The 23,985-nt window shown below is 30.1% G+C and carries 26 protein-coding genes, 1 tRNA gene and 1 pseudogene; 15 read left to right on the plus strand and 13 right to left on the minus strand.

Annotated elements, in window-relative coordinates; all coding sequences use genetic code 11:
- Window positions 1-7 precede the first annotated feature (7 nt).
- Complete coding sequence (locus tag DWQ18_09145) at window positions 8-631, minus strand: histidine phosphatase family protein (protein ID RDJ33296.1); 624 nt, start codon at window positions 629-631, stop codon at window positions 8-10.
- A 53-nt stretch (window positions 632-684) separates the two neighbouring features.
- On the opposite strand from DWQ18_09145, the gene npdG reads away from it, so the two are divergent.
- From npdG to DWQ18_09160, 3 genes are read left to right on the plus strand one after another with little or no spacing between them, the layout of a single operon-like run.
- Entirely contained in the window at window positions 685-1,356 is a 672-nt protein-coding gene (npdG, locus tag DWQ18_09150; protein RDJ33297.1) for an NADPH-dependent F420 reductase, read from the plus strand.
- On the plus strand, window positions 1,357-1,590 hold the full coding sequence (locus DWQ18_09155; GenBank protein ID RDJ33298.1) for a hypothetical protein: 234 nt from the start codon (window positions 1,357-1,359) through the stop codon (window positions 1,588-1,590).
- A complete protein-coding gene (locus DWQ18_09160) occupies window positions 1,574-1,975 on the plus strand; it encodes a pyridoxamine 5'-phosphate oxidase family protein (GenBank protein RDJ33299.1) in 402 nt (133 codons plus the stop codon). The genes DWQ18_09155 and DWQ18_09160 overlap by 17 nt, the downstream gene beginning before the upstream one ends.
- Here DWQ18_09160 and DWQ18_09165 read toward each other — a convergent pair.
- Complete coding sequence (locus DWQ18_09165; GenBank protein ID RDJ33300.1) at window positions 1,969-3,144, minus strand: aminotransferase class I/II-fold pyridoxal phosphate-dependent enzyme; 1,176 nt, start codon at window positions 3,142-3,144, stop codon at window positions 1,969-1,971. The genes DWQ18_09160 and DWQ18_09165 overlap by 7 nt on opposite strands.
- Before the next feature lie 45 nt (window positions 3,145-3,189).
- On the opposite strand from DWQ18_09165, the gene DWQ18_09170 reads away from it, so the two are divergent.
- Window positions 3,190-3,264, plus strand: a tRNA-Arg gene (locus tag DWQ18_09170).
- 19 nt (window positions 3,265-3,283) lie between these two features.
- Window positions 3,284-3,811 (plus strand): hypothetical protein, encoded by a 528-nt coding sequence (locus tag DWQ18_09175; protein RDJ33301.1) that lies wholly within the window; start codon window positions 3,284-3,286, stop codon window positions 3,809-3,811.
- Here the strand turns inward: DWQ18_09175 and DWQ18_09180 are convergent.
- Window positions 3,775-4,365, minus strand: coding sequence for a hypothetical protein (locus DWQ18_09180; GenBank protein RDJ33302.1), 591 nt, complete (start codon window positions 4,363-4,365; stop codon window positions 3,775-3,777). The two genes, DWQ18_09175 and DWQ18_09180, sit on opposite strands and share 37 nt — an antisense overlap.
- 108 nt (window positions 4,366-4,473) lie before the next feature.
- On the opposite strand from DWQ18_09180, the gene DWQ18_09185 reads away from it, so the two are divergent.
- Both DWQ18_09185 and DWQ18_09190 read left to right on the plus strand, forming a co-directional pair.
- Window positions 4,474-4,713 carry a hypothetical protein gene (locus tag DWQ18_09185; GenBank protein RDJ33303.1) on the plus strand — a complete coding sequence of 80 codons (240 nt, stop codon included), beginning with the start codon at window positions 4,474-4,476 and terminating at the stop codon, window positions 4,711-4,713.
- An 11-nt stretch (window positions 4,714-4,724) separates the two neighbouring features.
- Complete coding sequence (locus tag DWQ18_09190) at window positions 4,725-5,372, plus strand: SDR family NAD(P)-dependent oxidoreductase (GenBank protein ID RDJ33304.1); 648 nt, start codon at window positions 4,725-4,727, stop codon at window positions 5,370-5,372.
- Here the strand turns inward: DWQ18_09190 and DWQ18_09195 are convergent.
- Complete coding sequence (locus tag DWQ18_09195; protein ID RDJ33305.1) at window positions 5,369-6,010, minus strand: DUF59 domain-containing protein; 642 nt, start codon at window positions 6,008-6,010, stop codon at window positions 5,369-5,371. The genes DWQ18_09190 and DWQ18_09195 overlap by 4 nt on opposite strands.
- A 39-nt stretch (window positions 6,011-6,049) precedes the next feature.
- Window positions 6,050-7,108, minus strand: coding sequence for an S-methyl-5-thioribose-1-phosphate isomerase (gene mtnA / locus DWQ18_09200; protein RDJ33306.1), 1,059 nt, complete (start codon window positions 7,106-7,108; stop codon window positions 6,050-6,052).
- Between the two features lie 142 nt (window positions 7,109-7,250).
- Between mtnA and DWQ18_09205 the strand changes: the two genes are divergently transcribed.
- Both DWQ18_09205 and DWQ18_09210 read left to right on the plus strand, forming a co-directional pair.
- Window positions 7,251-8,219 carry a glucose-6-phosphate isomerase gene (locus DWQ18_09205; protein RDJ33464.1) on the plus strand — a complete coding sequence of 323 codons (969 nt, stop codon included), beginning with the start codon at window positions 7,251-7,253 and terminating at the stop codon, window positions 8,217-8,219.
- A 58-nt stretch (window positions 8,220-8,277) separates the two neighbouring features.
- Window positions 8,278-9,067: pseudogene (locus tag DWQ18_09210) on the plus strand (glycosyltransferase family 2 protein).
- A gap of 93 nt (window positions 9,068-9,160) precedes the next feature.
- Here the strand turns inward: DWQ18_09210 and sat are convergent.
- The 3 genes from sat to DWQ18_09225 are packed head-to-tail and all read right to left on the minus strand — an operon-like array spanning window position 9,161 to window position 11,991.
- On the minus strand, window positions 9,161-10,222 hold the full coding sequence (sat, locus tag DWQ18_09215; GenBank protein ID RDJ33307.1) for a sulfate adenylyltransferase: 1,062 nt from the start codon (window positions 10,220-10,222) through the stop codon (window positions 9,161-9,163).
- Window positions 10,223-10,236: 14 nt separating this feature from the next.
- Window positions 10,237-10,809 carry a hypothetical protein gene (locus DWQ18_09220; protein ID RDJ33308.1) on the minus strand — a complete coding sequence of 191 codons (573 nt, stop codon included), beginning with the start codon at window positions 10,807-10,809 and terminating at the stop codon, window positions 10,237-10,239.
- A gap of 33 nt (window positions 10,810-10,842) precedes the next feature.
- On the minus strand, window positions 10,843-11,991 hold the full coding sequence (locus tag DWQ18_09225; GenBank protein ID RDJ33309.1) for a DUF4976 domain-containing protein: 1,149 nt from the start codon (window positions 11,989-11,991) through the stop codon (window positions 10,843-10,845).
- 157 nt (window positions 11,992-12,148) lie between these two features.
- Between DWQ18_09225 and DWQ18_09230 the strand changes: the two genes are divergently transcribed.
- Genes DWQ18_09230 through DWQ18_09240 form a run of 3 tightly spaced genes read left to right on the plus strand, consistent with a single transcriptional unit; the run spans window position 12,149 to window position 15,022 of the window.
- Window positions 12,149-13,186, plus strand: coding sequence for a polyhydroxyalkanoate biosynthesis repressor PhaR (locus DWQ18_09230; protein RDJ33310.1), 1,038 nt, complete (start codon window positions 12,149-12,151; stop codon window positions 13,184-13,186).
- The gene (gene neuC / locus DWQ18_09235; GenBank protein RDJ33311.1) at window positions 13,179-14,312 is read left to right on the plus strand and encodes a UDP-N-acetylglucosamine 2-epimerase (hydrolyzing); all 1,134 of its coding nucleotides are present in this window, start codon (window positions 13,179-13,181) and stop codon (window positions 14,310-14,312) included. The genes DWQ18_09230 and neuC overlap by 8 nt, the downstream gene beginning before the upstream one ends.
- 8 nt (window positions 14,313-14,320) lie before the next feature.
- Complete coding sequence (locus tag DWQ18_09240; protein ID RDJ33312.1) at window positions 14,321-15,022, plus strand: acylneuraminate cytidylyltransferase family protein; 702 nt, start codon at window positions 14,321-14,323, stop codon at window positions 15,020-15,022.
- A gap of 3 nt (window positions 15,023-15,025) precedes the next feature.
- On the opposite strand, the gene DWQ18_09245 is transcribed toward DWQ18_09240, so the two are convergent.
- Window positions 15,026-15,847: an SDR family NAD(P)-dependent oxidoreductase gene (locus tag DWQ18_09245; GenBank protein ID RDJ33313.1), complete on the minus strand. Its 822-nt coding sequence runs from the start codon at window positions 15,845-15,847 to the stop codon at window positions 15,026-15,028.
- Entirely contained in the window at window positions 15,837-16,826 is a 990-nt protein-coding gene (locus DWQ18_09250; protein ID RDJ33314.1) for a gfo/Idh/MocA family oxidoreductase, read from the minus strand. The genes DWQ18_09245 and DWQ18_09250 overlap by 11 nt, the downstream gene beginning before the upstream one ends.
- A 284-nt stretch (window positions 16,827-17,110) precedes the next feature.
- On the opposite strand from DWQ18_09250, the gene DWQ18_09255 reads away from it, so the two are divergent.
- Both DWQ18_09255 and DWQ18_09260 read left to right on the plus strand, forming a co-directional pair.
- Window positions 17,111-17,902 (plus strand): sulfotransferase, encoded by a 792-nt coding sequence (locus DWQ18_09255; protein ID RDJ33315.1) that lies wholly within the window; start codon window positions 17,111-17,113, stop codon window positions 17,900-17,902.
- Between the two features lie 71 nt (window positions 17,903-17,973).
- Window positions 17,974-19,083, plus strand: coding sequence for an N-acetyl sugar amidotransferase (locus tag DWQ18_09260; GenBank protein ID RDJ33316.1), 1,110 nt, complete (start codon window positions 17,974-17,976; stop codon window positions 19,081-19,083).
- Here DWQ18_09260 and DWQ18_09265 read toward each other — a convergent pair.
- From DWQ18_09265 to DWQ18_09275, 3 genes are read right to left on the minus strand one after another with little or no spacing between them, the layout of a single operon-like run.
- The gene (locus DWQ18_09265; protein RDJ33317.1) at window positions 19,080-20,954 is read right to left on the minus strand and encodes a hypothetical protein; all 1,875 of its coding nucleotides are present in this window, start codon (window positions 20,952-20,954) and stop codon (window positions 19,080-19,082) included. The two genes, DWQ18_09260 and DWQ18_09265, sit on opposite strands and share 4 nt — an antisense overlap.
- A 52-nt stretch (window positions 20,955-21,006) precedes the next feature.
- Complete coding sequence (locus tag DWQ18_09270; protein ID RDJ33318.1) at window positions 21,007-22,374, minus strand: hypothetical protein; 1,368 nt, start codon at window positions 22,372-22,374, stop codon at window positions 21,007-21,009.
- Window positions 22,375-22,430: 56 nt separating this feature from the next.
- Window positions 22,431-22,874 carry a WxcM-like domain-containing protein gene (locus DWQ18_09275; GenBank protein RDJ33319.1) on the minus strand — a complete coding sequence of 148 codons (444 nt, stop codon included), beginning with the start codon at window positions 22,872-22,874 and terminating at the stop codon, window positions 22,431-22,433.
- A gap of 102 nt (window positions 22,875-22,976) precedes the next feature.
- On the opposite strand from DWQ18_09275, the gene rfbB reads away from it, so the two are divergent.
- The gene (gene rfbB, locus DWQ18_09280; protein RDJ33465.1) at window positions 22,977-23,963 is read left to right on the plus strand and encodes a dTDP-glucose 4,6-dehydratase; all 987 of its coding nucleotides are present in this window, start codon (window positions 22,977-22,979) and stop codon (window positions 23,961-23,963) included.
- Window positions 23,964-23,985: the final 22 nt, after the last annotated feature.

The raw sequence follows: 23,985 nt of genomic DNA on the forward strand, positions 1-23,985 counted from the left end.
TTTGCAGTTACCAATCCTGATCGAATCTTGATGGATTCATTACATTAATCGCTTTAAGTGATAATTTTCCATCATATTCCTTGAATACATTAATTGATGCATTTGCAACAATTAGTTCAAACATTCTTTCAGGAGATAATCCAAGGACTGAAGAGATCATTGCCTTGATTGGATCCATATGCGTTACTAAGACAATATTTTTTCCTGAATGTTGTGAAATCACATGATCTACAATACTTTGAACCCGAGATTTGACTTGGGCAAATGTCTCAACTCCTTGATGTGCAATTTCAACATCACCTTGATAAAATTTCAAAAAAACATTTCCATGACTAGAGAAAATGTCATCATATTTCATTCCGGTAAATTTTCCCATATCTAGCTCAATTAATCGTTCATCTACAATTGGATCAATGGAATTATGATTTCCAACTATTTCGGCAGTGTGCTTTGCACGTTGAATTGGACTAGTATAGATGTGATCAACTTTCATCTCCTTGATGAATCCTGCAATGGATTCTGCTTGTTTAATACCAGTGTCTGTTAGAGGAACGCCTTCTGTTCTTCCTGCCAATAGACGTTCAGTATTATTTTTGGCCTGACCATGTCTGAGAAAAATGATCGAAGTCAAGATTTTACTCGAATGTCAAATAGAGATAATAATAACATTGCCAGAGTAGTTTTGTGAAGATAGGCATTATTGGTGGAACAGGGGGAATGGGAAAAGGATTTGCACTCAGATGGTGTATTAATCATGATGTTTTAATTGGCTCAAGAGATGCAGAAAGAGCCTCTGCTTCTGCAAATGAATATTCACAGACAGCAAAAGAAGAATTCGGGAACATCAAAGGAAGTATTACAGGTAATGACAATGTTGCAATTTCAAAGGAAAGTGATGTCTTGATTTTATCAATTCCATATGAGAATATTGATTCTGTATGTTCCCAAGTATTACCCGTAGTCAAAGATACATGTACGGTTATTTCCCCTATTGTACCAATGACAAAGACTGATGTAGGCTTTGAGTTTATTCCACTAAAAGACAACAAACCATTTTCATATCAATTAGTATCAAAACATATGAAAGACAAATCAAAACTAGTTTCTGCCTTTCATGTAATATCAGAAAAAAAACTCATCAATCCTAAACTAGCTTTAGATTATGATATTTTTGTATGTGGAGACGATAAGGGTTCTGTAGATATCGTTAATGGTTTAATTAATGAGATTAAAGGGCTTAGACCAATCTATCTTGGACCTGGCTCACTGTCATATCTTGCAGAGATTGCAACTCCATTATTGCTTAATGCAATGATCAAAAACAAACTAAAGAATCCTGGAATTAAAATCATCTAAATGAGTCACGAATATTATCGTCGTGGCAGAAATTGGTATACTGCTATTGGTGTTTTATTCATTATTTCAGCAGTTATAGTCTTAGTGCGGCAGTTAATTTTATGGGGACCTGAATTTGTATCTGACTTTATTATCAATGGGGAATTTACAAATGAAAAAGTATCTGTTGCAATGATTTCGTTTGGAATATTTATGGTAGGAATGGGATTTAGAAAAAATGTCCAAGCAAGATGAATTTTTAAAATCACAGAAAATTCTAAGACTAGTTACAATCTCAGAAAAGGGAATTCCCCATGTAGTTCCTGTATGGTATATTTATTCTGAAAAAAAATTTTACATCGGAACAAACACTAGAACAAAAAAAGCAAAAAATCTTCTGAGAAACAAAAAAGTTAGTTTTTGCATAGATACTGGCATAAAGTCTCCTGACATCTATGGCATTATGGGAAATGCAAATGCAAAATTAATTCAAGAAGAAAATACTGTAAATAAAATTGCAAAAAAAATCCTATTAAGATATTTCAAGTCATTAGAGAATAAATCTGCAAAAGAATTGCTAGATGATACTGATTGTATTATTGAGATAAATCCAAGAAAAATAGTCACATGGAGTTATTGAGACATAAACTCTTCAATTTTATTTAATGCAGAATCCAGAGTTTCAAGATTTGGCAAATATACTAATCTAAAATGACCGCTACCATACTGTTTTCCAAATCCTGAACCATGAACGGTAAGCACACCTTTTGATTCAAGTAGTTGCAAGACAAATTCTTCATCAGTGGAAAAGGGATTGTTTTCAATTTTAGGAAATGCGTAAAATGCCCCCTTTGGATTAGGGCAAGAGAGTCCCGGAATTGAGTTTAGTCTCTTTATTACCAAGTCTCTTCTCTTTTTTAGTTCATTTACAAATTCAGAAATGTATCCTTGTGGTCCACGTAATGATTCCAGTGCAGCATACTGTACTGGAAGACTGGTAGAAATTCTAACACGAGCTAATTTCGGCAAGTTTTCTTGAATGGATGCTAACTGTGGTGAGTTGTTAAATGCAATATATCCAATTCGCCATCCAGACATTAGATGGACTTTGGAGAATCCATTTAGTAATATAACAGGCGAGTCTCCTGCGACTTTGCCAATACCAGTGAATTGTTCATCAAATACTATTTGATCATATATCTCATCACAAATAATGTAAAGATTATTTTCATTTGCTACATCAACTAATTCTTTTAATGACTTTTGATTAAACACGAGACCAGTAGGGTTATTTGGACTGATAAGACAAATTGCAACTGTTTTTTTTGTAATTTTAGATCTAATATCATCAATGTTTGGTTTTGAATTTTGCATATCAACTGCAAATTCTACTGGAATACCGCCATGCAATCTAACGTAAGAGGCATAAGGTGGATAGTATGGACCTGGAAGTAAAACTTCATCACCTTCTTCAACGATTGATGATATTACCATATCAAGTCCTTCTGATACGCCATTTGTTACAAGAATATTTTCTGCACTAACATTCAATCCTTTTACTTTTTCCTTCTTTGTGATTTCCTCTCGTAATTCAGGAATTCCTTCTGATGCAGAATAGTAATTTTCGCCATCTCGAATAGCTTTGATTAAAGCTTCTTTGACATTATCAGGTGGTTGAAATCCAAACTGCACTGGATCACCAATGTTAAGATAATCTACTTGTCTTCCTTGTAATTCTAATTTTCTTGCAGCTGTAACAATATCTCTAATTGCATATTCAACACCTGAAACTTTTTTTGAAACTTTCAAAGTCATCTAGACAGGTATTTAGGCCTGTTAAATGCTTATTTTTTTGGACTCGTAGCACAGTCTGGATAGTGCGGGCGGCTTCGGACCGCCAGGTCGAGGGATCGAAGCCCTCCGAGCCCTTCTTATCAAAATTTATTCATTGGAGCTAATTTATGTAGGAATTTTCTCACCTGTAGTGTATTTGAGGCTAAATTTATTAAAAATTGGAGTCATTCTGACGGTTTTAGGAATAGTTTGGATTGGATTTGTGTATTCAGAAAGTACAAAAATTTCTCAGATCATGGAACTGGAAGTATTAGAAGCAAATTCCATAATGCTAGATTTTGAAGGAGAGGGAAAAGGATTCTACAAGATTGAATTACCAAAACTAGGTGATTCTGTATTTGTGCAGATATTGGATTCAAATGGGATTATCTCAGATAAAAAAATTGAAACAAAACTTGCAATAAACTATTTTGAATTTTCTTCCAGTCAAAGATATACAATGAAGATTACAAATCTAAGTCAAGATAAAATATTGATTAATTCAGAATTTGGAGATACAAACTCTGATGAGATGATGATTCCCGGTGTTATGGTACTGGTTGGTATGATGCTTATTGTGTTTAAGTTTTATAGAAAATTAAATAATTATAAAATTGCACATCCAGATGAGAATATCTCATAAACAGGAATACAAAGTACTACACCGCCGACCAAGAGCGTAAGATTAAACCCTAACCAGAGAATTGATAAAAGTAAAATCACAGTTGAAATAGGCAATAATTTTCTAATGTTTGTACTAGAGTGATGTTTTATAATTAAAAATCCTCCTAGTGCGGTTAAAATCAATCCAAGTTCTAAAGGCTGATGAGATAACGAAATCAATCCATCTATTCCAAAAATGTCATGTGATATAGAATCACCATATCCTGATATAATTTGCAAGATAGAACCTACAGTAATTAGTTGAATTCCACGTCTGATAAATTTATCAAGATTATATTTTTTTAATAGAATTAATCCCAGGATAGCTGATATTGCAATCATTGATACTCCAGCATAAACTGCAACGTGTTGTATTGACCAAAAGCTTTCTGGTTCACGTAATGCATGAGATGCTGCATCCCATACACCACCGGACAACATTTGACCCGTTCCAAATGTAGAAAGAATACCAATAATGGATAAAATTGAGTAACGTCTTGAGAATATAGAATTTAAACGTGGAATTGCTTTCATTTTTCTACTTTCTAATTAATGATATATAGATCTTCAATATTTTTAATTATTAAAATCATATTCATTATAATCAAGTAACTATATTTAGATGAAAAACCATGACTAGTCATGAGTCCAGGTATTGGATTAATGAAGCGTCGTCTTGAAAAAGAACAAGATGCCATATCTCTAGCAGTTTCAGGAATATCAAAAAAATACAACATTCAACCTAGTCAGATAAAGACTCTAGAAACAAAATACCATAATGATGCAGGGGATTGGTATGTTGCCTTGGGTTGGGATGAAAAAAAGGCAATTATTAGAATGGATTCGGTACAAGGAACAATAACAGAAATAAAAGAAATCTGATCAAGTAAATCATGTCTAAAGCAATTGTTTTTGGTGGTTCAAGAGGAATTGGAAAAGCGATTGCTAATTCGCTAAATGAATTAGGTTTTGATGTGATTGCAACATCAAAAAAACATGTTGATACATCTGATATTTCGAGTATCAAAAATTTTATTACATCAAATAATGAAACGGATATTCTTGTTTTGAATACAGGAGGCCCTCCAGCAAAAGAATTCTACTCAATTACTCAAGAAGAATGGGAAAAATTTCACAGGCAGTTATTTCTAGGATTCTGTATAATACTACAAGATATTAAAGTGAATAATGGAGGATACATTTTTCTAATTAGTTCCAATGTGATCAAAGAGCCTAATTCAAAATTAATTATGTCGAGTGCTTATAGAACAGCATTTACTAGTGTATTTAAAATTCTAAGTAAAGAATTTGCTGCAAGAGGCATCAGTTGCATCAATATTGCCCCAGGTCCAATCAATACTGACAGAACTAGAGAGTTAATTGATGATGTAGAAAAATATTCAGAGTCACTACCAATGAAAAGACTTGGAGATCCAAAAGAGATAGGAAATTTTGTAAAATCTATTGTTGAAAAGAAAATAAAATATCTGTCAGGAACTACGATTAACTTTGATGGAGCAAATTCAAACTATATTTTCTAGTTTTTCTTAAATTCTACATTTGGCCCATCTGATCCACTTGGAATCACCAATAGACCCCCATCATTAAGTTGTTTTACCAGTTGCATTACTTCTTTTTCTACTTGGTTTCGTTGTAAACCGGTCTGTTGTGCAAATAGCTCAACTAGTTCAGTAATTTTGCGTTGTCCGTTACAAGATTTCCAAAAGTCAACAATTGCCTGATTAACCATGAATCCTTGTTCATGTTCATTTGCAAGAACGAGTGAACCATCATCCTGTTTTACTAGTTTTCCTACACCTTGTGGCATTGCAGTTTCATAGTTTATTGGAGCAGGGGTGGTTAATCCAGCACCCATGTTCTTTAGAATAGCTTTTGCATCATCAGACATTTTATCCATGGACCATGGCGGGTCCCAAACAATGTCAACTTTGACATTATTTACGCCTGGGACTTTTTTTGCATATCTAGTAACATCTTGGACCAAAGTTTCATGTAGAGGACATCCTTGTGTAGTCATAGTCATTTTGATATTAACATCATTATTTTCGACAACATCGATTCCATAGATTAAACCCATATCAACAATGTTTAATGGAACTTCAGGATCCATACATTGTTTTAAAGAATTTCTAACAGCTTCAGATGTTACAGTACTCATATTTTTGTAAAAGATTAGAAAAACAATAAAAACTTTCTATTAATTAGCTTCAAATAACTTTTTGATAGATTCTTCATAGGGGGGCTTTGCTACTCCTTTTTCAGTAATAATGCCAGTAATTAGCTCAGGAGGAGTCATATCAAATGCAGGATTAATAACTTTAATGCCATCTGGAGCAGTTTTCTTATCTCCAATTCCAGTAACTTCTTCAGGATTTCTTTGTTCAATTATAACATTCTCAGGAGAATTCTCAAGATCAAATGTAGATAATGGAGCTGCCACATAAAATGGAATATTATGTTGCTTTGCGAGGGTTGCGACCTGAAATGTACCAATTTTGTTATAAACATGTCCAGTACGTAAAATTCTATCAGCTCCCACCACAACTTTGTTTACAAGTTTGTTCGCCATTGCATATCCAACTGCAGTATCTGGAATAAGACTTACATCAATACCATCATGTTTTAATTCAAAAGCGGTAAGACGAGATCCTTGTTGAACAGGTCTCGTTTCTGTTGCAATTACTTTGATATTTTTTCCACTATCTTTTGTGGCCCGAATAACACCTAATGCGGTACCATATGCAACAGTAGCTAGTGCACCAGCATTACAATGTGTCATTATTGTGTCTTTATCATCAAACATTTCTGAACCAAATTTTCCCATAATCATATTGGTAGTAATGTCATCATCAGCAATTTTTTTTGCAGATTCAATGATTTGATGTTTGATTTCACTTACATTATTTCCTTGTCGTGCAATTTCCATAATTTTATCTAATCCCCACTTGAGATTTATCGCAGTGGGTCTTGTTGCTTGTAAAATCGAGCGGGCTTCTTCTAGATCTTTTAGAATCTCTTCTTTTGTAGAAGCTTTGCTTTGTAATGCTGCTAATCCTAAACCAAAAGCACCTGAGACACCAATAGCAGGAGCTCCTCTTACCACTAATGTTTTAATTGCATCTGCAACTTGATGAAAGTTATCATATTCGACAAAAACTAATGCTGTAGGTAATTTAGTCTGATCAATCATTATTACTTTATTGTTTTTCCACTCAACCGTTTTTAATTGGGAATCACTTTTTTTTTGATTTTCCATTTATTGCAAAAAAAATTTGCAATATTTAAAATATGATAATTTTCGTTGTAAATAATTAATTTTTGAAACGTTATAAAGTGGTGACCGTAAAAGTTAGGAATTGCTGGAAATTGATGATCTTAATAGATATGATTCTAAAGGAATGTACAAAATTTATGATCAATGGGCTAGAATCGCTGAAGAATCCTTCAACAATCAATTTGAGCAGACAGACTTTGATGAAATAGATCATTTTGTTTTTGTAGGAATGGGGGGTTCAGGAGCTATTGGAGATATTTTTAGTTCGATCTTATCTAAAACTGATGCACATGTATCAATAGTAAAAGGCTATTTGCTACCTAAAACTGTTAGTAAAAACTCTCTTGTAATTGCAACAAGTGTTTCGGGCAATACTGTAGAAACTCTAAATGTTCTTGATTACGCTGTAAAAAATAATGTAAATGCAATTGGTTTTTCATCAGGAGGAAAGTTAGAAGATTTTTGTAAAAAAAATAACATCCATCATAGACACATAGATCAAATACATTCCCCAAGAGCTTCGTTTACTGCATTTTTATATTCTATGTTAAAAATTTTAAAACCTCAAATTCCAATTGATACTAATGATATTACAGAGTCTATTGAACAGCTAAAAAAAACCAACAAAGAAATTTCGTCATCAAATCTAAATGAAGATAATCCTTCATTAACACTTGCTGAATGGATTACTGAACTGCCACTAATCTATTATCCTAATGGATTGCAAGCAGCAGCGATTAGATTTAAGAGCTCATTACAAGAAAATGCAAAAATTCATGTTATTGCTGAAGATGTTTTAGAGGCGTGTCATAATGGAATTGTAGCTTGGGAAAATCAAACATTTCCTAAACCAATTTTAATACAAGGTAAAAATGATTATGTGAAAACCAAAGAAAGATGGAAGATTATAAAGGAATATTTTGAGAAAAATAACATACAGTACAGAAATGTTTTTGCTGAAGGGAATAGTATTCTTTCAAAAATTATTCATTTAGTATACCTGCTAGATTATGCCTCAATTTATAGAGGAGTTTTATCAAAAATTGATCCTTCACCAGTAAAATCAATTGATTTTGTTAAAAAGCGACTATAATTGTAGTTAATTTTTTCATCTAGTAATTTAAATAGTTAGTAAAAAAGTTGACAGTTACTTGAATTTAGCAATTGGAATTCCTGCATTCAATGAGGAAAAAAACATAGCTGCAATTATTCTAAAATTAAAAAAAATATCAAACACAATTATCGTTTGTGATGATGGCTCAAAAGATCTTACATCATTAATTTCAAAAGAGTTAGGAGCAATTGTAATTAGTCATGAAAAGAATTTAGGTTACGGTGCAGCAATTAAATCCATTTTTTTCAAGGCAAAAGAAATGAATATTGATATTTTAGTCACATTTGATGCAGATGGTCAACATAAAGTAGACGATATAAACAAAGTTACCGAGCCAATAAAAAATAATGAGGCAGACATCGTTATTGGTTCACGATTTTTGGGTAAGAATGATAATGTTCCAAAATATAGAAAATTAGGAATTAAAGTTATTACGGGATTAACAAATGCTACTGTAGGTTCAAAAATTTCTGATGCCCAAAGTGGGTTTAGGGCTTATAGTAATAATGTATTAAAAAATTTAAATCCATCTGAACAGGGAATGGGTATTTCAACAGAGATCTTGATTAAAGCATCTAAACAGAATTTTCGAATAGCAGAGGTTCCAATAGAAATTTTGTATGGTGAGGATACGTCAACTCATCATCCAGTTTCTCATGGAGCTTCAGTAATTTTGAGTACAATGAAATTTGTTTCAATAGATAGACCATTAACATTTTATGGAATTCCAGGAGTAGTTTTATTTGGAATCGGATTATTTTTTGTTGTATGGACGTTACAGATTTTTACTGAAACGAACAAAGTTATCACAAATATTGCGTTATTAGGGGTTGGAGGAGTAGTTTTAGGCGCACTTTTGATGGTGGCTGCAATAATACTATATTCGTTAGTTAGTGTAGTACGAGAAGGAAAACATTAGTCTATTTAACAAAGACATTTTTTTTCATTTTTAAATATTTGATAACTTCAGGACGCATATAGATCTCTGAAAGTTTAGATTTGTTCAAAATAGAATTTCTAATGATAGTTCCACTAATCTCAACATAATACTTTGAACCATGAGGACAAGTTTTAGAGGTTGTGATTTGTGAGCACTTTTTACAATAATATGGTTCATCATAAGTTAAAATTTCAAGTGAAATATCAGGAAGTTTCTTAAAGATTTTTTGTGAATCATATTTTCCGTAAAAATTTTTGACTCCTGTATGATCTCTGCCTACGATAAAATGTGTACATCCATAATTTTTTCTAATTAATGCAGTAAAAACGGCTTCTTTAGGACCAGCATATCTTGAATAAGTTAACAATGGATTAAGAATAACGTTTGATTTCGGCAAATAATGAGTGATATATTTTTTGTAACTATGCATGATTGCTGAGCTAGAGAAGTCTCCACTTTTTTTACTGCCAATTACAGGATGAATGAATAATCCATCTGAATTTTCTAACGAGCACTTATGTAAAAATTCATGGGCTCTATGGGGAGGATTTCGAGTATGAAATCCAACAATTTTTTTCCAATTTCGTTTTTTAATGATTTTTTTAGAATCTGTAGGGGAATATGATTCAACATTAAGTATTGAGGACAGTTTTTTTAATTTTTTTAATTTTCCGGTAATAAATTCAGTAGATGAATTTTTTAGTTTACTGACTCCAGGATGATCTGTATTGGTTGTTCCAAAAAAGAACTTTGATATTTTTAAAAGATCATAACTAAAAGAGTCAGTTATAGTTAATTTTGCAAATATTTGATTTTTAAATTTTAATGTTAATTCATCTCCACGATGAACTTCTTTTGCGGGTTTTGGGAAAAGAATCGGAATTGGCCAAATTTCTCCATTTTTTAATCGCATTGTTTTTAGAACACTATCAAGATTTTCATAATCCAAAAAAGATGTTAGTGGTAAAAAACCATCAGAGGATAATTGTTCAATATCCATTGCAACATTTTCATCAATATTTATCGAATATGCACTAGTCAACTAATAATCCACTTTCATTTAATATATTGTGAAATACGTTTTTCATCATCGCTGAAGATTACTCCAACAGTACGTAAAAGAATGATATTATTTTCATTACAAAAATCAATTAGGGTTTTGACATATTCTTTGAATTTAGATTCAGGTTCTTTTCTACGTAAAATTGCGGAGAATAGATCATCATGATCTAGCATGATAATTCGTTTTGAGTAATTTAAAAAATCTGTTATTTCCTTTATGTTATCAACTGCAGTGGGACTTTCGATTTTTGGAATTATAGTAACGCCTTTAGGTAATAATTGGACATACTCTTCAAGGTTGGATTTTGATTCAACATTTGAAATTGCAAAATATTTGATTTGTTCAAATGATCTAATTATAGGAATTAGATCTTCCATGGAATATTTGTTATTTGGAGGTTTTAAGCGACCTACAGGAAGATCAAGAAAAATAGGAGTAGTTTTATGTTTTTTCAAGATTTCTTCTAATTCAGATAGGCTATTACACCAAGCTAAATTAATACGAAAAATTACGTCTTCTGGCATTGGAAAACCATAATTTGCGAGATTCTGAGAGATGATTTTCATATTTAATGGCGGATAAGAGATTATATTAAATTTTTATTCGTTTTGGATTTGTTCTAATTTTTTTTGTAGTTCTTTTACTGTTTTTGAATTCTCGTCATAGATGTTATTATTTTCTCCAGGATCATTTTCTAAATTATAAAATTCCCATGTGTTAGGAGTAGTATTATGTATTAATTTCCATTTGTTTGTTCTGATACATTTTACATTAGGTTCATTTGGAGAAGGCCATGGTCCATAAAGGCCTCCTGTTTCGGAAAATGCGAATCTCTCTTGGGATGATTTTTTTGAAAAAAAAGATTTTTTTATTTTCCCATCTAGTAAGGGTAAAAGTGTCATACCCTGCATTTGTTGGTAGTTTTGGTCATGTGAAATTTCTAAGATATCCAAAATTGTGGGCATAACATCTATTGTGCGAGTTAAGTCAGAAATTTTTTTTCCTTTTGGGAAGATAGCAGGTTGTAAAAATATTGAGAAACTTTTGATAGAATAATCATATGTATATACTCCATATGCTCGTTCTCCTTTTTTTTCGCCAACTCCCATCCCATGATCAGCCATAACAATAATGATGCTGTCTTTTTCTAAATTAAGGGAACGGATTTTTTCAAAAATTGTTTCTAAATAATGCCCTGCGGTAGACAGATATGAATCATAATCATTTAGGTTTTGATTTTTTTTAGCAAAATATTCATCCGAAAAATCATCATATTTAGAAAACACAGCCTCCACAATAGATGTGTGAATTTTTGGATAATGTAAATAAGCAAAAAATGGGTTTCCGTTTGATTTTTCTACAATTTCATCTAACATATCACAGTGCACCACCTCATAGTTGGTTGTTTTTTCATCATGTTCTGTAATTTTATCAAAGCCTCTATCGGATACCAAACTCAAACGCATTGCATCACCCTGTGTATACCACCCATTTTCAGAGAGATATTCTGCTATTGTTTTAGAACTTTCATTTAGTTTAAACATCTTGTAGTATGCATCAACCCCATTTTTTGTACCATACATTCCTGTAAAGATCGAATTCATTGAAGCAAGTGTGTAGGGAGCATATGATATCATTTGTGAAAAAAATGTCCCTTGACTTTGAAGTTGCTCAAAAATAGGAGTCTTATGAATACGATCTACTCTACAACCATCAACTAGTATGAAAATTACGTTGTATTTTTTCATCAAAGCGGTTAATAATAATTAGTAAAAATATCTTACTAGTTAAGAAAAAAATCAATGATTTTTTCAAAATATTAAATTTATCGTACGTTTTATTTTTAATCAGACACTCAAATATCTTAACAGTTATTTTTTAATCTCGAGGAAATTATTAAAAAAAATGCCTAAAACAATTAAAATTGGAAAAAGAAAGATTGGTCAAGATAACCCCCCATTTATAATAGCTGAAATTGGAATTAATCATGAAGGTAGTTTTACTAAAGCAAAAAAAATGATAAAAGATGCACATTTGAGCGGTGCAGAATGTGTAAAATTTCAATGTCATATAATCGAAGATGAAATGATTGAAAATGATGTTGTACCTGCTAATGCAAATGAATCAATTTGGAATATTATGAGACGATGTTCTTTTTCTGAAGAAGAAGAAATCGAATTAAAAAACTATGTAGAAGAATTAGATATGATATATCTTAATACACCTTTTTCCCGTGCTGCTGCAAATAGGTTAAAAAAAATGAAAGTTTCTGCATATAAAATTGGTTCAGGTGAGTGTAATAATTTTCCGTTAATAAAACATATTGCGTCATTTGGAAAACCAATTATTTTAAGCACTGGAATGAACGATATATCCACAATTACTAATAGTGTTAAGATTTTAAAAAAAGCAAAAATTGATTTTGCGTTAATGCATGTAACTTCAATGTATCCTACACCATATGAGGATGTTCGATTACGATTTATTTCTAAATTAAAAACTAAATTTCCAAACACAGTTGTAGGTCTAAGTGATCATAGTTATGGAAATTATACATGTTTTGGTGCAGTGGCACTTGGAGCATCAATAATTGAAAAACATTTTACTTCAAATAAAAATTGGAAAGGACCAGATATTCCAATATCCATTAGTCCTGCAGAGTTAAGAGATCTTATTTTTGGAAGTAATGCAATCTTTAAAGCATTAGGAAATAAAAAGAATATTCTCCCAGATGAAAAAATAACTGCAAAATTTGCCTATGCTTCAGTTGTATCAATTAAAGATATTAAAAAAGGAGAATCTTTTTCAAAAGAAAATATTTGGGTTAAGAGACCAGGAACAGGAGAGATACGAGCAAAGTATTTTGAAAAATTAACTAGTAAAAAATCTAAACAAGATATCAAAAAGAATACACAACTTAAATGGAGTATGATTAATGACTAAAAAAATTGTTTTTCTTACAGGAACAAGAGCTGATTTTGGAAAGCTCAGTTCATTAATGGATGCAATTGACAGAGAGAAAGATTTTGAGTGTCATATTTTTGTTACTGGAATGCATACTTTGGAAAAATATGGAAATACATTTGAAGAAGTTCAAAAAAATGGTTATAAAAATATCACCATATTTCATAATCAATTAGATACTAACAAACAAGATATTATCTTGGCAAATACAATTGTAGGCTTTTCAAAATATATTAATGAAATTCATCCTAACATGATAATTGTTCATGGTGATAGAATAGAAGCATTAGCGGGTGCAATTGTAGGTTCTTTTAACAATATTTTGGTTGCTCATATAGAAGGTGGAGAAATTTCAGGAACTGTGGATGAGTTAATTCGTCATGCGATAACAAAATTATCTCATGTTCATTTTGCAGCAAATGATGATGCAAAAAAAAGATTAATACAATTAGGAGAATCAAAAGATAGTATTTTTGTAATTGGATCTCCCGATATTGAAGTCATGACTAGTGTGAAATTGCCCTCAATAGAAACAGTAAAAAAACATTATAAAATTCCATTTAATAATTTCGCGGTGTTTATCTTTCATCCTGTTACCACTGAATTGAATTCGTTACATAGTCAAATTAGTGAAGTGATTTCTGCGTTAATAGACTCTAAAAAAAATTATGTAGTGATATACCCAAATAACGATACTGGGACAGAGATTATTCTAGATGAAATAAAAAGGATCGAAGGAGGAGAAAAGTTTTCCGTGTTTCCATCAATTAGATTTCTTTATTTTTTAACAATTTTAAAAAATGCTCAATTCATAATAGGTAATTCTAGTGCGGCTATAAGAGAAGCAGAAGTTTTTGGTACACCAGCAATCAATATCGGGACTAGACAGTTGAACAGAAGTAAAAATAAAGATATAGTTAATGTCAAACCAAATAAGAAAAGTATTCTTGAAGCGATTAGACAAGTTGAGAATAAAAGACTTAAGGAAATGAGTTTTTTTGGTTATATAGAAAATACTACTGAAAAATTTGTAGACACTTTGCATAGTTCATCAGTATGGAGTATTCCAATTCAAAAACAGTTCATTGATATACATCAAAACTAAAAAAATAGATGAAAATGACAAAACCAATTTGCTTTATAGGAGCTAGGGGCGGTTCCAAAGGCGTACCAAAAAAAAATATTCGGATTATTAAAAAAAAACCACTGATAGCTTATACAATTGAAAAGGCAATTAATTCAAAATTTTTTAGTCATGTTATTGTATCAACTGAAGATCCAGAGATAGCGAAAATATCAAAAAAATTTGGTGCTGAAATTCCATTTATAAGACCAAAAAAATTGGCAACGAATAAAGCATCAATGGAAGATGCACTAATTGATGGAATAAAAAAACTTTATTCTATGGACTTCGATTTTGAAATTGTAGTACTTTTAGATTGCACTGTACCATTTTTACGTATTACAGATATTAAAAAAGCAGTTACTACTCTACAAAAGAAAAATGCAGATGTAGTATGCGGAGTATATAGACAACATCTAAATCCATATTTTAATATCGCAGAGATAAATAAAAAAGGTCATTTACAATTATGTAAAAAATTAAAAAAAATTCCTGAGAATAGACAAGATGCGCCAATAGTTTATCAAATGAATGGTTTGTATGTTTTTAACGCAAAGAATTTTCTCAAAAAAGGAAAAAAAATTATGCAGAAAATGATTCCATGTGAGATTCCCTTAGAAACAGGACTGATGATCGATACTGAATTTGAATTTAATTTAGCAAAACTAATTTTAGAAAATAAAAAGAACTAAAAACTACCAAGCAGTCCATCCACCATCAATAATTAAATTTGAGCCAGTCATATATGATGATGCATCAGACATCAAAAATAATATTGCTCCCTTATAGTCTTCCTTCTTTGCCATTCTACCTAGAATGGTTTTCTCTGAATATTTGTTGATGAATTCTTTTGTCTGATAGCTATTATCTTGAACTCCTCCTAGTGTTAACGTGTTTACACGAATGTTTTTTTTATTCCAATATGCAGCAAGATATCGAGTAAGGTTTACTATTCCTCCCTTTGATGCTGCGTAAGAAACAGGGGAGTTTAAGTTACTCTTTCCATAAATTCTTTGGTCTGCACCAGAAATCCCATATATTGAAGAAATATTTACAATTACACCGTTTTTTTGTTTCACCATTACTTTTCCGACTTCCTGACAGCAGATAAAAACCGCAGTAAGATTAAGATCTAAGGATTTATTCCAAATTTCAATTGGGAATGATTCAAATGAATTCTTTCCATTTTGTGATTGATTTTTTGCATGATTCAAAAAAGCGTTATTTATTAAACCGTCAATTTTCCCGTATTTACTAACTACATCAAGTACCATTTTTTGTACATCATTTTTTGATGTAATATCTACATTCATAGCAATTGAATTGGATTTGTATTGTTTATTGATTTTATTTTTTAATTCTATATTTTTTGTAGTGTTGGTGTCAACGAGAATTAAAGTAGCGCCAGCATCACTTAAAATATTTGCATATTCGGTTCCTAAAAGACCAGCACTTCCAGTTAAAATTATCACTTTATTTTGTAAATTAAAGATCTTGTTAACAGATTTAAAATGCAAGACGTATTACTCTCCCATATTTTGCAGAGTTTTTCATAGCTAAAGCAATTTTCAATGTATCAATGCCCTCGCTTAAGCTATTTATCGTCTTCTTTTTTGATTTAACACATTTTAGAAAATGGTTCATCTCATCCACATACATTTGATTTCTATCGAATTTTTTTAATTTTAATACACTAATCCATTTATTATTTTGATTACTAAATAATTTTATTTCATTTGTTTCAGAATCCCAATATATTATTCCTTTAGTACCTTTAATCTTAATGCTACGAAATTCAGGTCGTTGAAAGAAATCTAAATGAAGCTCTGCAGTAATATTTTTTTTAAATTTTATAATGCTAGCTGAATAATCTTCAACAGATATTTTCAAGTCACTAAATTTTCCTGAGGTAGAAAAAACTTGGATAGGTTTCCCAAAGAACCAATACAAATAATCTATATCATGTATCATTGTAAGGATCACACCTCCTCCTAATTCTTTTTTAGCTGCATATCCATTCCTATAATCTTCATATGGATGCCAATCTGGTAAAAAGGATCCAGTTTCACATTGTACAGAAACTATTTTCCCAATTTTTTTTTGTGTGATTAATTTCTTAATTCTCTTAATACATTTATGAAATCGTAAATTACATCCAATTTGAGTGATTAATTTTTTTTGTTTCGTAATTTTCTGTAATTTTTTTATTCCGTCTAATGAATTTGATAATGGTTTTTCAATAAACAGATCAAGTCCATTTTTTGTCAATAAAGTAGCTAAGGAAATATGATATGCAGTTTCATTAGTAATAAAAGCAACTGTTGGTTTCTCTTGTAAACATTTTTCTAATGAATCGGAAAGAGTTATTCTCTTATTTTCTTTGAATTCGGGGTATTTCCTTTTCGTAAAAATTACAATCTTATACGTTGTATTTGTTAGAAGGTTTCTAACATGACGCAATCCGATAGAACCTAATCCAATAATAAGTACTTTCACAAAAAATAATTTTTGGAGAGAGTTTTATCCTTATCTATGTATGTCTTCGTAAAAAAATAACCAATTTAATGAGCTTTTTTAAAAAATTTTACATTATACAATATTTGAATAATTTTTTGATAAAAAAACGAAATTTTATTTTAGTATTATCTAAGTAATATTTAAGTAAAAAACACAATTAATGACGTATAAATAATAATTTAGAAACAATGAAAGAATTCCAATATTTTTATTATTATGATTTAGTAATTGGAATTATTAGTTGAGGTTAGGATGTACAAACGATGAAAAAACCAAATTTTTTTATTGTTGGCATGGCACGTGCTGGGACAACAACTTTAGCTAATTATCTAAACCAACATCCTGATGTATACATACCTCCACAAAAAGAAATTCACTATTTTATTAAAGAGCCACAGGATGGAATACAAGGTCCAAAAAATCTTAGTGACTATTTAGAAATTTTTAGGGACGCAGGGCCTGCTATTGCAATAGGTGATGCTTCTGTCACATATTATTCAAGTCCATCGGCACCAAAACTAATTTATGATTTTAATTCTGAATCGAAAATCATCATCACAGTAAGGGATCCGGTTGACAGAGCTTATTCTGCATGGTTAGCTCGTTGGTCAATGGGTTATGAAAAACTTTCATTTCGTAATGCCATGAAACGAGATTATGAAAGTAATGAAATTTTTAATTATTATAATGATGGTTTGACTTCACATATAGAAACTTGGAAAAAACAATTTTCGGAAGAAAATCTTAGAGTGGTATTTTTTAAAGATTGGATAAAAACTCCCCAAAAAATAATTAATGAGTTATGGACATTTTTGAATATCAAGGAACATATAGAATTAAAGATTACACATGAAAATGAATTTGGGATGGCATCAAACCAAATCACAAGAACATTAATTCAGAACGATGCAAGCAGAAATGTTGTTAGAAAATTTATACCACTTTCTTTAAGACGTAAAGTTGGAAAAAAAATTCTTAATGATCATAAAAAACCAGAACTTTCCCAGGAAGATAAAGAATTTGTAAAGAAGTTATTTGAGAAAAACTTCAATTAACTATACTGATTATACAATTAATTTACTTATTTGAAGGAACACTTCATATATTAAAGAAACTTGCTAATATTATGAAGTATTGCCAAAAATGCTTAATGCCAGATACAAGACCAGGTATTAAATTTCAAAATGGGGTTTGTACAGGATGTATTAATTTTGAAAAACAAAAAACAACAGATTGGAATTTGCGAAAAAACCAGCTTGAAAAATTATGTAACAGATATAGGAACAAAAACAGTGATTATGATTGTGCAATAGCTATTTCTGGTGGAAAAGATTCACATTTTCAAGTATATTTTATAAAAGAGGTTATGAAGATGAATCCAGTATTATTAACTGTAGGTAATATTGATTCCACAGAAACTGGAAAATCAAACTTAGAGAACATTTCTGAAACTTTTGGATGTGATATTATTTCACACATTCCCAATAGAAATGTCTTGAAAAAAATTACAAAAATAACATTTGAGAGATATGGGTTTCCTACATGGTATGTTGATTCTTTAATCTATGCTTTCCCAATAAAAATGACCATTAACTTAAATCTTGAATTATTAATCTATGGAGAAGATGTGAATTATACATACGGTGGTAAGTATGATGAAGAAACTCCTTCAGCGTTATTGCAACCAAAAAATGATGTGGTTAAACCAATTCATGATGAGCTTATTGATGAAGGAGTTGTCTCCAAAAAAGAATTGAATTCAAGCCGAATTCCAACTTTAGAATTTTGTAAACAACATAACTTTAATCCGATTTACTTAAGTTATTTCACACCATGGAATTCACATAGAAATTTTGAAATTGCTAAGCGCTGGGGTTTTAGACATTTAGGACATGAGTATAAAAAAGAAAACACTATTGAAGATTATAATTCAATTGATTCTATTACATACTTACTAAGTGAGTTTCTTAAATACACAAAATACGGTCATGCGTCAGCTACACAAATGGCATCGAGATGGATTCGTTACGGAATGACAACTAGAGAAGAAATGATACCAATTGTAAAAAAACTTGATGGAGTACTTGATCAAGGTATTGTAGATGGTTTTTGCTCTTTTGCAGATATTTCAGTTAAGAAATTTTATGAAATTTTAGATAAATGGTACAATCCAGAATTATTTGAACAAGATCAGTATGGGTTATGGCATAAGAAATTTGAAGTAGGACAGAATTAATTAGCCAACAATTTTAAGATTTTAGCAAATTCTATTGATGACTTCCCAGGATTTGCTAAATATTCGAACACATGATTTTGTCCATTTTTAATAAGATTTTTTCTCAGTTTTTTATCAAAAAGAAAATTATGGATTTTTTCATCAACAATATCTATATCCTTTAATGATAAAATCGCATTTTTTTTAACACAATCAAATTGATATATTTCATTTTTTATTACAATATTCATAGTTGGGATATTTAGTATTAAGGATTCCAAGATGGATGTCGATAATCCAACTCCATGAGGTTCTATGTGAATAACTGAGTCAACGTTTTTTAAATGATCAAGGATAGAAGACATATGATAAATTTTGATATTTTTATTAATTTGAAGGAAAATATTTTTTATAAAATTATTTGACGAATCCTGAGTTGGATGAAGCTTTACTATAACATCAATATGATATTTGTTAAGTATGGACATTAAATTTTTAATAATTTTATCATATCTTAGATAAGTATCGGTGTCTGTTAACCCACTATAATTAACGATAGGAGAGGGAATTATCAAAACTCTATTTTTAATAGATAAATTACGTTTTGTCCTAAAAAATATGTCATGCCTAGGATTTCCAGTAAGAAGAATTCTATTTTCACTAATTTTTCTACAATCAGTAAGATAATCTTTTTCTATTTTTCCCCAGACTCCAATTTTATCCATAAATACATCATACATGTGTAAAACATCATATCTTGAAACTTCATCAACAAAATTAGCATAACCATGTTCTAATAATATATTAGAAATACGATTATTATTCAATTTTAATATTGCATTTTCAGTTTCGCCTGTAGCATATAACGATACAATACAATTGAAATGAAATTTATTTAGTAAACCATTGGAAATTATAATTAATTTTACATATTCCTCTAATCGTTTTTGATATACTCTTTTCAAAGTTTCCTCCAGAGTTTGCCAAAAATGACAGTCATCAATTGTAAACATTTCATCAAAAAATTCTGTATTTGTCCAAAATTTCTCTAATTTCATTTTTAAATTATTAACAGTTTCATTAAATAGTTTTTTTTGTGGAAGGAAATATGACTCGTTAATTAATTTACAATCATATTTTTTAATAATTGAAATTGCTTTTGAATTCCAAATTGCAGACTTCCTTCTATTCAATAAAACAGGAGTAATATTTAATTTATTTAATTCATTTAACAGATCTTCATATTTTATTGGATCAAATTCTAAAAATAAAATTTTTTTTTGATGCTCTTTATAATTAAACAAATTATAATTTACTGCGATGATTTTTTCATACCATGTTTTTAATTTCATTAATGTATTACGACTTAAATTGAAAGTTAGTGGTATGGGACCAATTTTATAATGTATTTGATACTTGTCAAAAAATAGTGAATTATAATTTGATTTTTGAAATAAATCTAAATGAATACTGCTAGAAAACGGAATAGAGCGTATAAATCTTCCAATAGTTTCAGATGCCAAAATTCTTGTGGGATTATTTTTTTTGATTATTTCTTTTATAGTCAACAATTTTGTTATTGTGTCAAGTAATAATTGTTGTAATTCATTAGAATCAAATATTTCAATTATGTTTAAATTTTGTAATGTTAATTCAGAAAGATGAGGATGATTCCTATACCATGTTTTTAATGAAATAGTTGTATCGAAGGCTTTTATCTTATCTTCTTTTGATAGTAATAATTCTCCAATTTCATGCTGAATGTTCATTTCATTAAGTTTATTATGAGATTGAAAATTCAAAGTAAAAATTTTATCTGCTTTGTAAAAATGGTTTTTTGAATTTAGCTGTTCTATATCTAAAAAATCTTCAACGATAATTAGCGTAGTCATCTCAGTAATACAGTTAATTTTAGTTTGTTCATTTTAAATTTAAAACATTGTTTTAGATATATCCTAATTTTCTTAGTTCAGATTCTATTTTTTCGGCTTCCTTTACGTTGATTGAATTATCACGTGTGAAAACATAATTTTTTGTAATATCTTGCAATATTTTTTCCAATTCAGAAACCTTTTCTAGATTAAATCGAGCAAGATTATTATTCTCATTTGGGTCGTCCCTTAAATCATAAAGATGAACTAATTTATTGGGATTAAATCGATCACGGAAATATTTGAAATCTGGCGTACGAATACCGATGACATTATTTGATTTGAGATCGAGTAACGGTTCACTTTCCATAAATGCTATCAGATCATCTGTTTTTTCACCGCTAATGAATGGAATTAAACTGCGACCATCGATTTCATCATCACGATTTGGTAGACCAAGAATATGAGAAATTGTAGGGCAAATATCGATACTTCGTACTTGTTGAGAAATAATTTTTCCTTCTTGAATACCTGGACCTACAAGTAGGAGTGGGATTCGGAATAAATCATCATAAACAAATCTATCAGTATCCCCTCGCTGATTTAATAAATTACGTTTTTCATGAGGAGATAGATTCAGCTTTTCAATTTTCTTAATTTTCCTTTTTTTTCTAATCTTTTCCAGAATAACAAAAATTTTTGTACGTAAGGGAATTAGGACTTTAGGTGTTCGACTTCCAAGAAACGTTGAATATTTTTGTATTCCGGAATTGGATCCAAAGTTTATCTCGTTATTATCAAAATAAAGTTCTTTATTATAAGATCCATGATCAGCGGTAATCACGACTAATGTGTTTTTTAAATCTATACACTTTATGATCTTCCCAATCCAGAAATCAATTGCAGATATTTGTCGATCGTATTTTGTCGTTCCAAACTTTTTATTATCAAATTCTGATGGAATTGAAATAGGAAAATGTAAATCCATACAATGTATGTAAAAGAACCAAGGATTATTCATATTTCCAGATTGTAGTTTTTCAATTATCCGTTTTCCTGCACCGTCAACCAATGTAGGATGACGAGCGTATGATTTATCAGAATTTTCAAAGTTAGGTAATAATCCAATGGCCATAGCAACTTGTGGAAAATATCCGTAAAATTTGTAATTCAGATCACCAAAAATTTGAAAGTATGTTTTTACATCTTTACGAATTTTGTTAAATTTATGTGAACGAACTCCGCTTTTAATTGGGAACAAACCAGTAAATGTACTAGCTTCAGAAACCAAAGTAGCATCAGATGAGGAAATAGCCTGTTTAAAATAAGTACCACTTTTTATTAAATAATCAAGATTTGGAGTTACTGATGTTTTGTTTATTCCAATAAATTTATCTGCTCTAAAGGAATCAATAACTAAAAATAAAATATTTGGGTTCATTGTTTATCGTATCGGATTGTAATAGAGAATTTGATTATAAATTATTTTAGATAAAGTTATTTCCATTTGTTAAAATCATAGTCTGTAAATTGTGTATTTATCATCTCATTATCATTTGGTCTCCATGCGACATCAGCAAGTGTTAAAACACGAGAGATATTTTTTGATAAATTTATGTGTGCAGATGCAAAGTTTTTAGGAACAAAGACCATTACAGGTTCATCCTCACTTGATTCAATTTCTAAATATGTATTATTTTTGTCTTTAATAATGAAAATTACTCTTCCGTGTATGCAAGTAAAAAAACTATTTCTTTGTGTGTGAATATGTGGGCCTTTTATTTCTCCAGGATTAACAGAACTAACATAAACCATTTTTGGATCATGTGAGATGATTTTATCCCAATCTCTCCATATTACAGTTAAAGAGCCGTTAACATGACTATCAGAAACATCTTTTGTCGAATATTTTTCTAATTTTTTTGAAAAGGGTTCAATCATTGTTATGATTAGATTTATTGCATCATAAAAAGTTTGGAGTATTTCTTAAGATTGAATTCTTAAGTACAAGATTTTATTAAGATGAAAAAATTTACAGGTGTATTGAAGATTTTAGTGACAGGAGGATTAGGATTTATTGGAAGTAATTTTATCAATAAAATATTAGAAGAGTTTTCTGAACATCAAGTAGTAAATGTAGATTCCGAATTTTATGGTTCAAACCAGAAAAATGTACAAAAAGTCGCCCATTCAAAAAAATATAGTTATTTCAAAGGAAATATTTGCAATCACGATCTGATGAAAAAATTGATTAACGGTTGTGACATTATTGTTAATTTTGCAGCAGAATCATTTGTTGATAGAAGTATTGCAAATGCTAAACCATTTTTTGATTCAAATACATATGGAGTATTTAACATATTAGAGATTATAAAGAATACAGAAAAGAGATTTATTCAAATATCAACTGATGAAGTGTTCGGTAGCTTACAAAGTGGCACAGCCAATGAGAATTCGGTGTTTAATCCATCAAGTCCGTATGCAGCAACAAAAGCATCTGCTGAATTATTGATTAAGTCATATGTCAAGACATACAATTGTGATTGCTTGATTACTAGATGTACAAATAACTATGGTCCACAACAATATCCAGAGAAACTAATTCCAAAGGTTATTCTATTAGCAAAGCAGGAAAAAAAAATTCCAATATATGGAAATGGTAGAAACGTTAGAGACTGGATTTATGTAAATGATCATTGTAATGCCATTATAGATGTCATGAAAAATGGAAATAGTGGTGAGACATATAATATATCTGCAAATAATGAAGTAGATAATTTAGCAATTATTAAAAATATTTTATCAATAATGAACAAATCAGAAGATTTGATTGAATTTGTTGAAGATAGGCCAGGGCATGATTTTCGATACAGTATGAATTCAGAAAAAATTAGAAAAAATCTAGGATGGAAGGAATTTACCTCATTAGAAAAAGGTTTAGCATTAACGGTTAATTGGTATCTAACAAATGTTGAATGGTGGAAGGAATTAGGACTTAATGTATTGACTTCTTCACCTTGGAAAACTTGAATGGAGTTAATGACCTAGAAAT

It is taken from the genome of Thermoproteota archaeon, from assembly GCA_003352285.1.
Classification (GTDB): Archaea; Thermoproteota; Nitrososphaeria; order Nitrososphaerales; family Nitrosopumilaceae; genus PXYB01.

Excerpts from the sequence above, each read along its gene's own strand:
- DWQ18_09275 (RDJ33319.1), bottom strand. The coding sequence starts at position 22,874 with ATGATTGAACCCTTTTCAAAAAAATTAGAAAAATATTCGACAAAAGAT.
- DWQ18_09255 (RDJ33315.1), top strand. The coding sequence starts at position 17,111 with ATGAAAAAACCAAATTTTTTTATTGTTGGCATGGCACGTGCTGGGACA.
- DWQ18_09265 (RDJ33317.1), bottom strand. The coding sequence starts at position 20,954 with ATGACTACGCTAATTATCGTTGAAGATTTTTTAGATATAGAACAGCTA.
- DWQ18_09195 (RDJ33305.1), bottom strand. The coding sequence starts at position 6,010 with ATGAGTACTGTAACATCTGAAGCTGTTAGAAATTCTTTAAAACAATGT.
- DWQ18_09240 (RDJ33312.1), top strand. The coding sequence starts at position 14,321 with ATGAAAATGACAAAACCAATTTGCTTTATAGGAGCTAGGGGCGGTTCC.
- DWQ18_09190 (RDJ33304.1), top strand. The coding sequence starts at position 4,725 with ATGTCTAAAGCAATTGTTTTTGGTGGTTCAAGAGGAATTGGAAAAGCG.
- DWQ18_09220 (RDJ33308.1), bottom strand. The coding sequence starts at position 10,809 with ATGAAAATCATCTCTCAGAATCTCGCAAATTATGGTTTTCCAATGCCA.
- DWQ18_09260 (RDJ33316.1), top strand. The coding sequence starts at position 17,974 with ATGAAGTATTGCCAAAAATGCTTAATGCCAGATACAAGACCAGGTATT.
- neuC (RDJ33311.1), top strand. The coding sequence starts at position 13,179 with ATGACTAAAAAAATTGTTTTTCTTACAGGAACAAGAGCTGATTTTGGA.
- DWQ18_09160 (RDJ33299.1), top strand. The coding sequence starts at position 1,574 with ATGTCCAAGCAAGATGAATTTTTAAAATCACAGAAAATTCTAAGACTA.
- DWQ18_09270 (RDJ33318.1), bottom strand. The coding sequence starts at position 22,374 with ATGAACCCAAATATTTTATTTTTAGTTATTGATTCCTTTAGAGCAGAT.
- DWQ18_09205 (RDJ33464.1), top strand. The coding sequence starts at position 7,251 with ATGTACAAAATTTATGATCAATGGGCTAGAATCGCTGAAGAATCCTTC.
- DWQ18_09180 (RDJ33302.1), bottom strand. The coding sequence starts at position 4,365 with ATGAAAGCAATTCCACGTTTAAATTCTATATTCTCAAGACGTTACTCA.
- DWQ18_09155 (RDJ33298.1), top strand. The coding sequence starts at position 1,357 with ATGAGTCACGAATATTATCGTCGTGGCAGAAATTGGTATACTGCTATT.
- DWQ18_09230 (RDJ33310.1), top strand. The coding sequence starts at position 12,149 with ATGCCTAAAACAATTAAAATTGGAAAAAGAAAGATTGGTCAAGATAAC.
- mtnA (RDJ33306.1), bottom strand. The coding sequence starts at position 7,108 with ATGGAAAATCAAAAAAAAAGTGATTCCCAATTAAAAACGGTTGAGTGG.
- DWQ18_09185 (RDJ33303.1), top strand. The coding sequence starts at position 4,474 with ATGAGTCCAGGTATTGGATTAATGAAGCGTCGTCTTGAAAAAGAACAA.
- DWQ18_09225 (RDJ33309.1), bottom strand. The coding sequence starts at position 11,991 with ATGAAAAAATACAACGTAATTTTCATACTAGTTGATGGTTGTAGAGTA.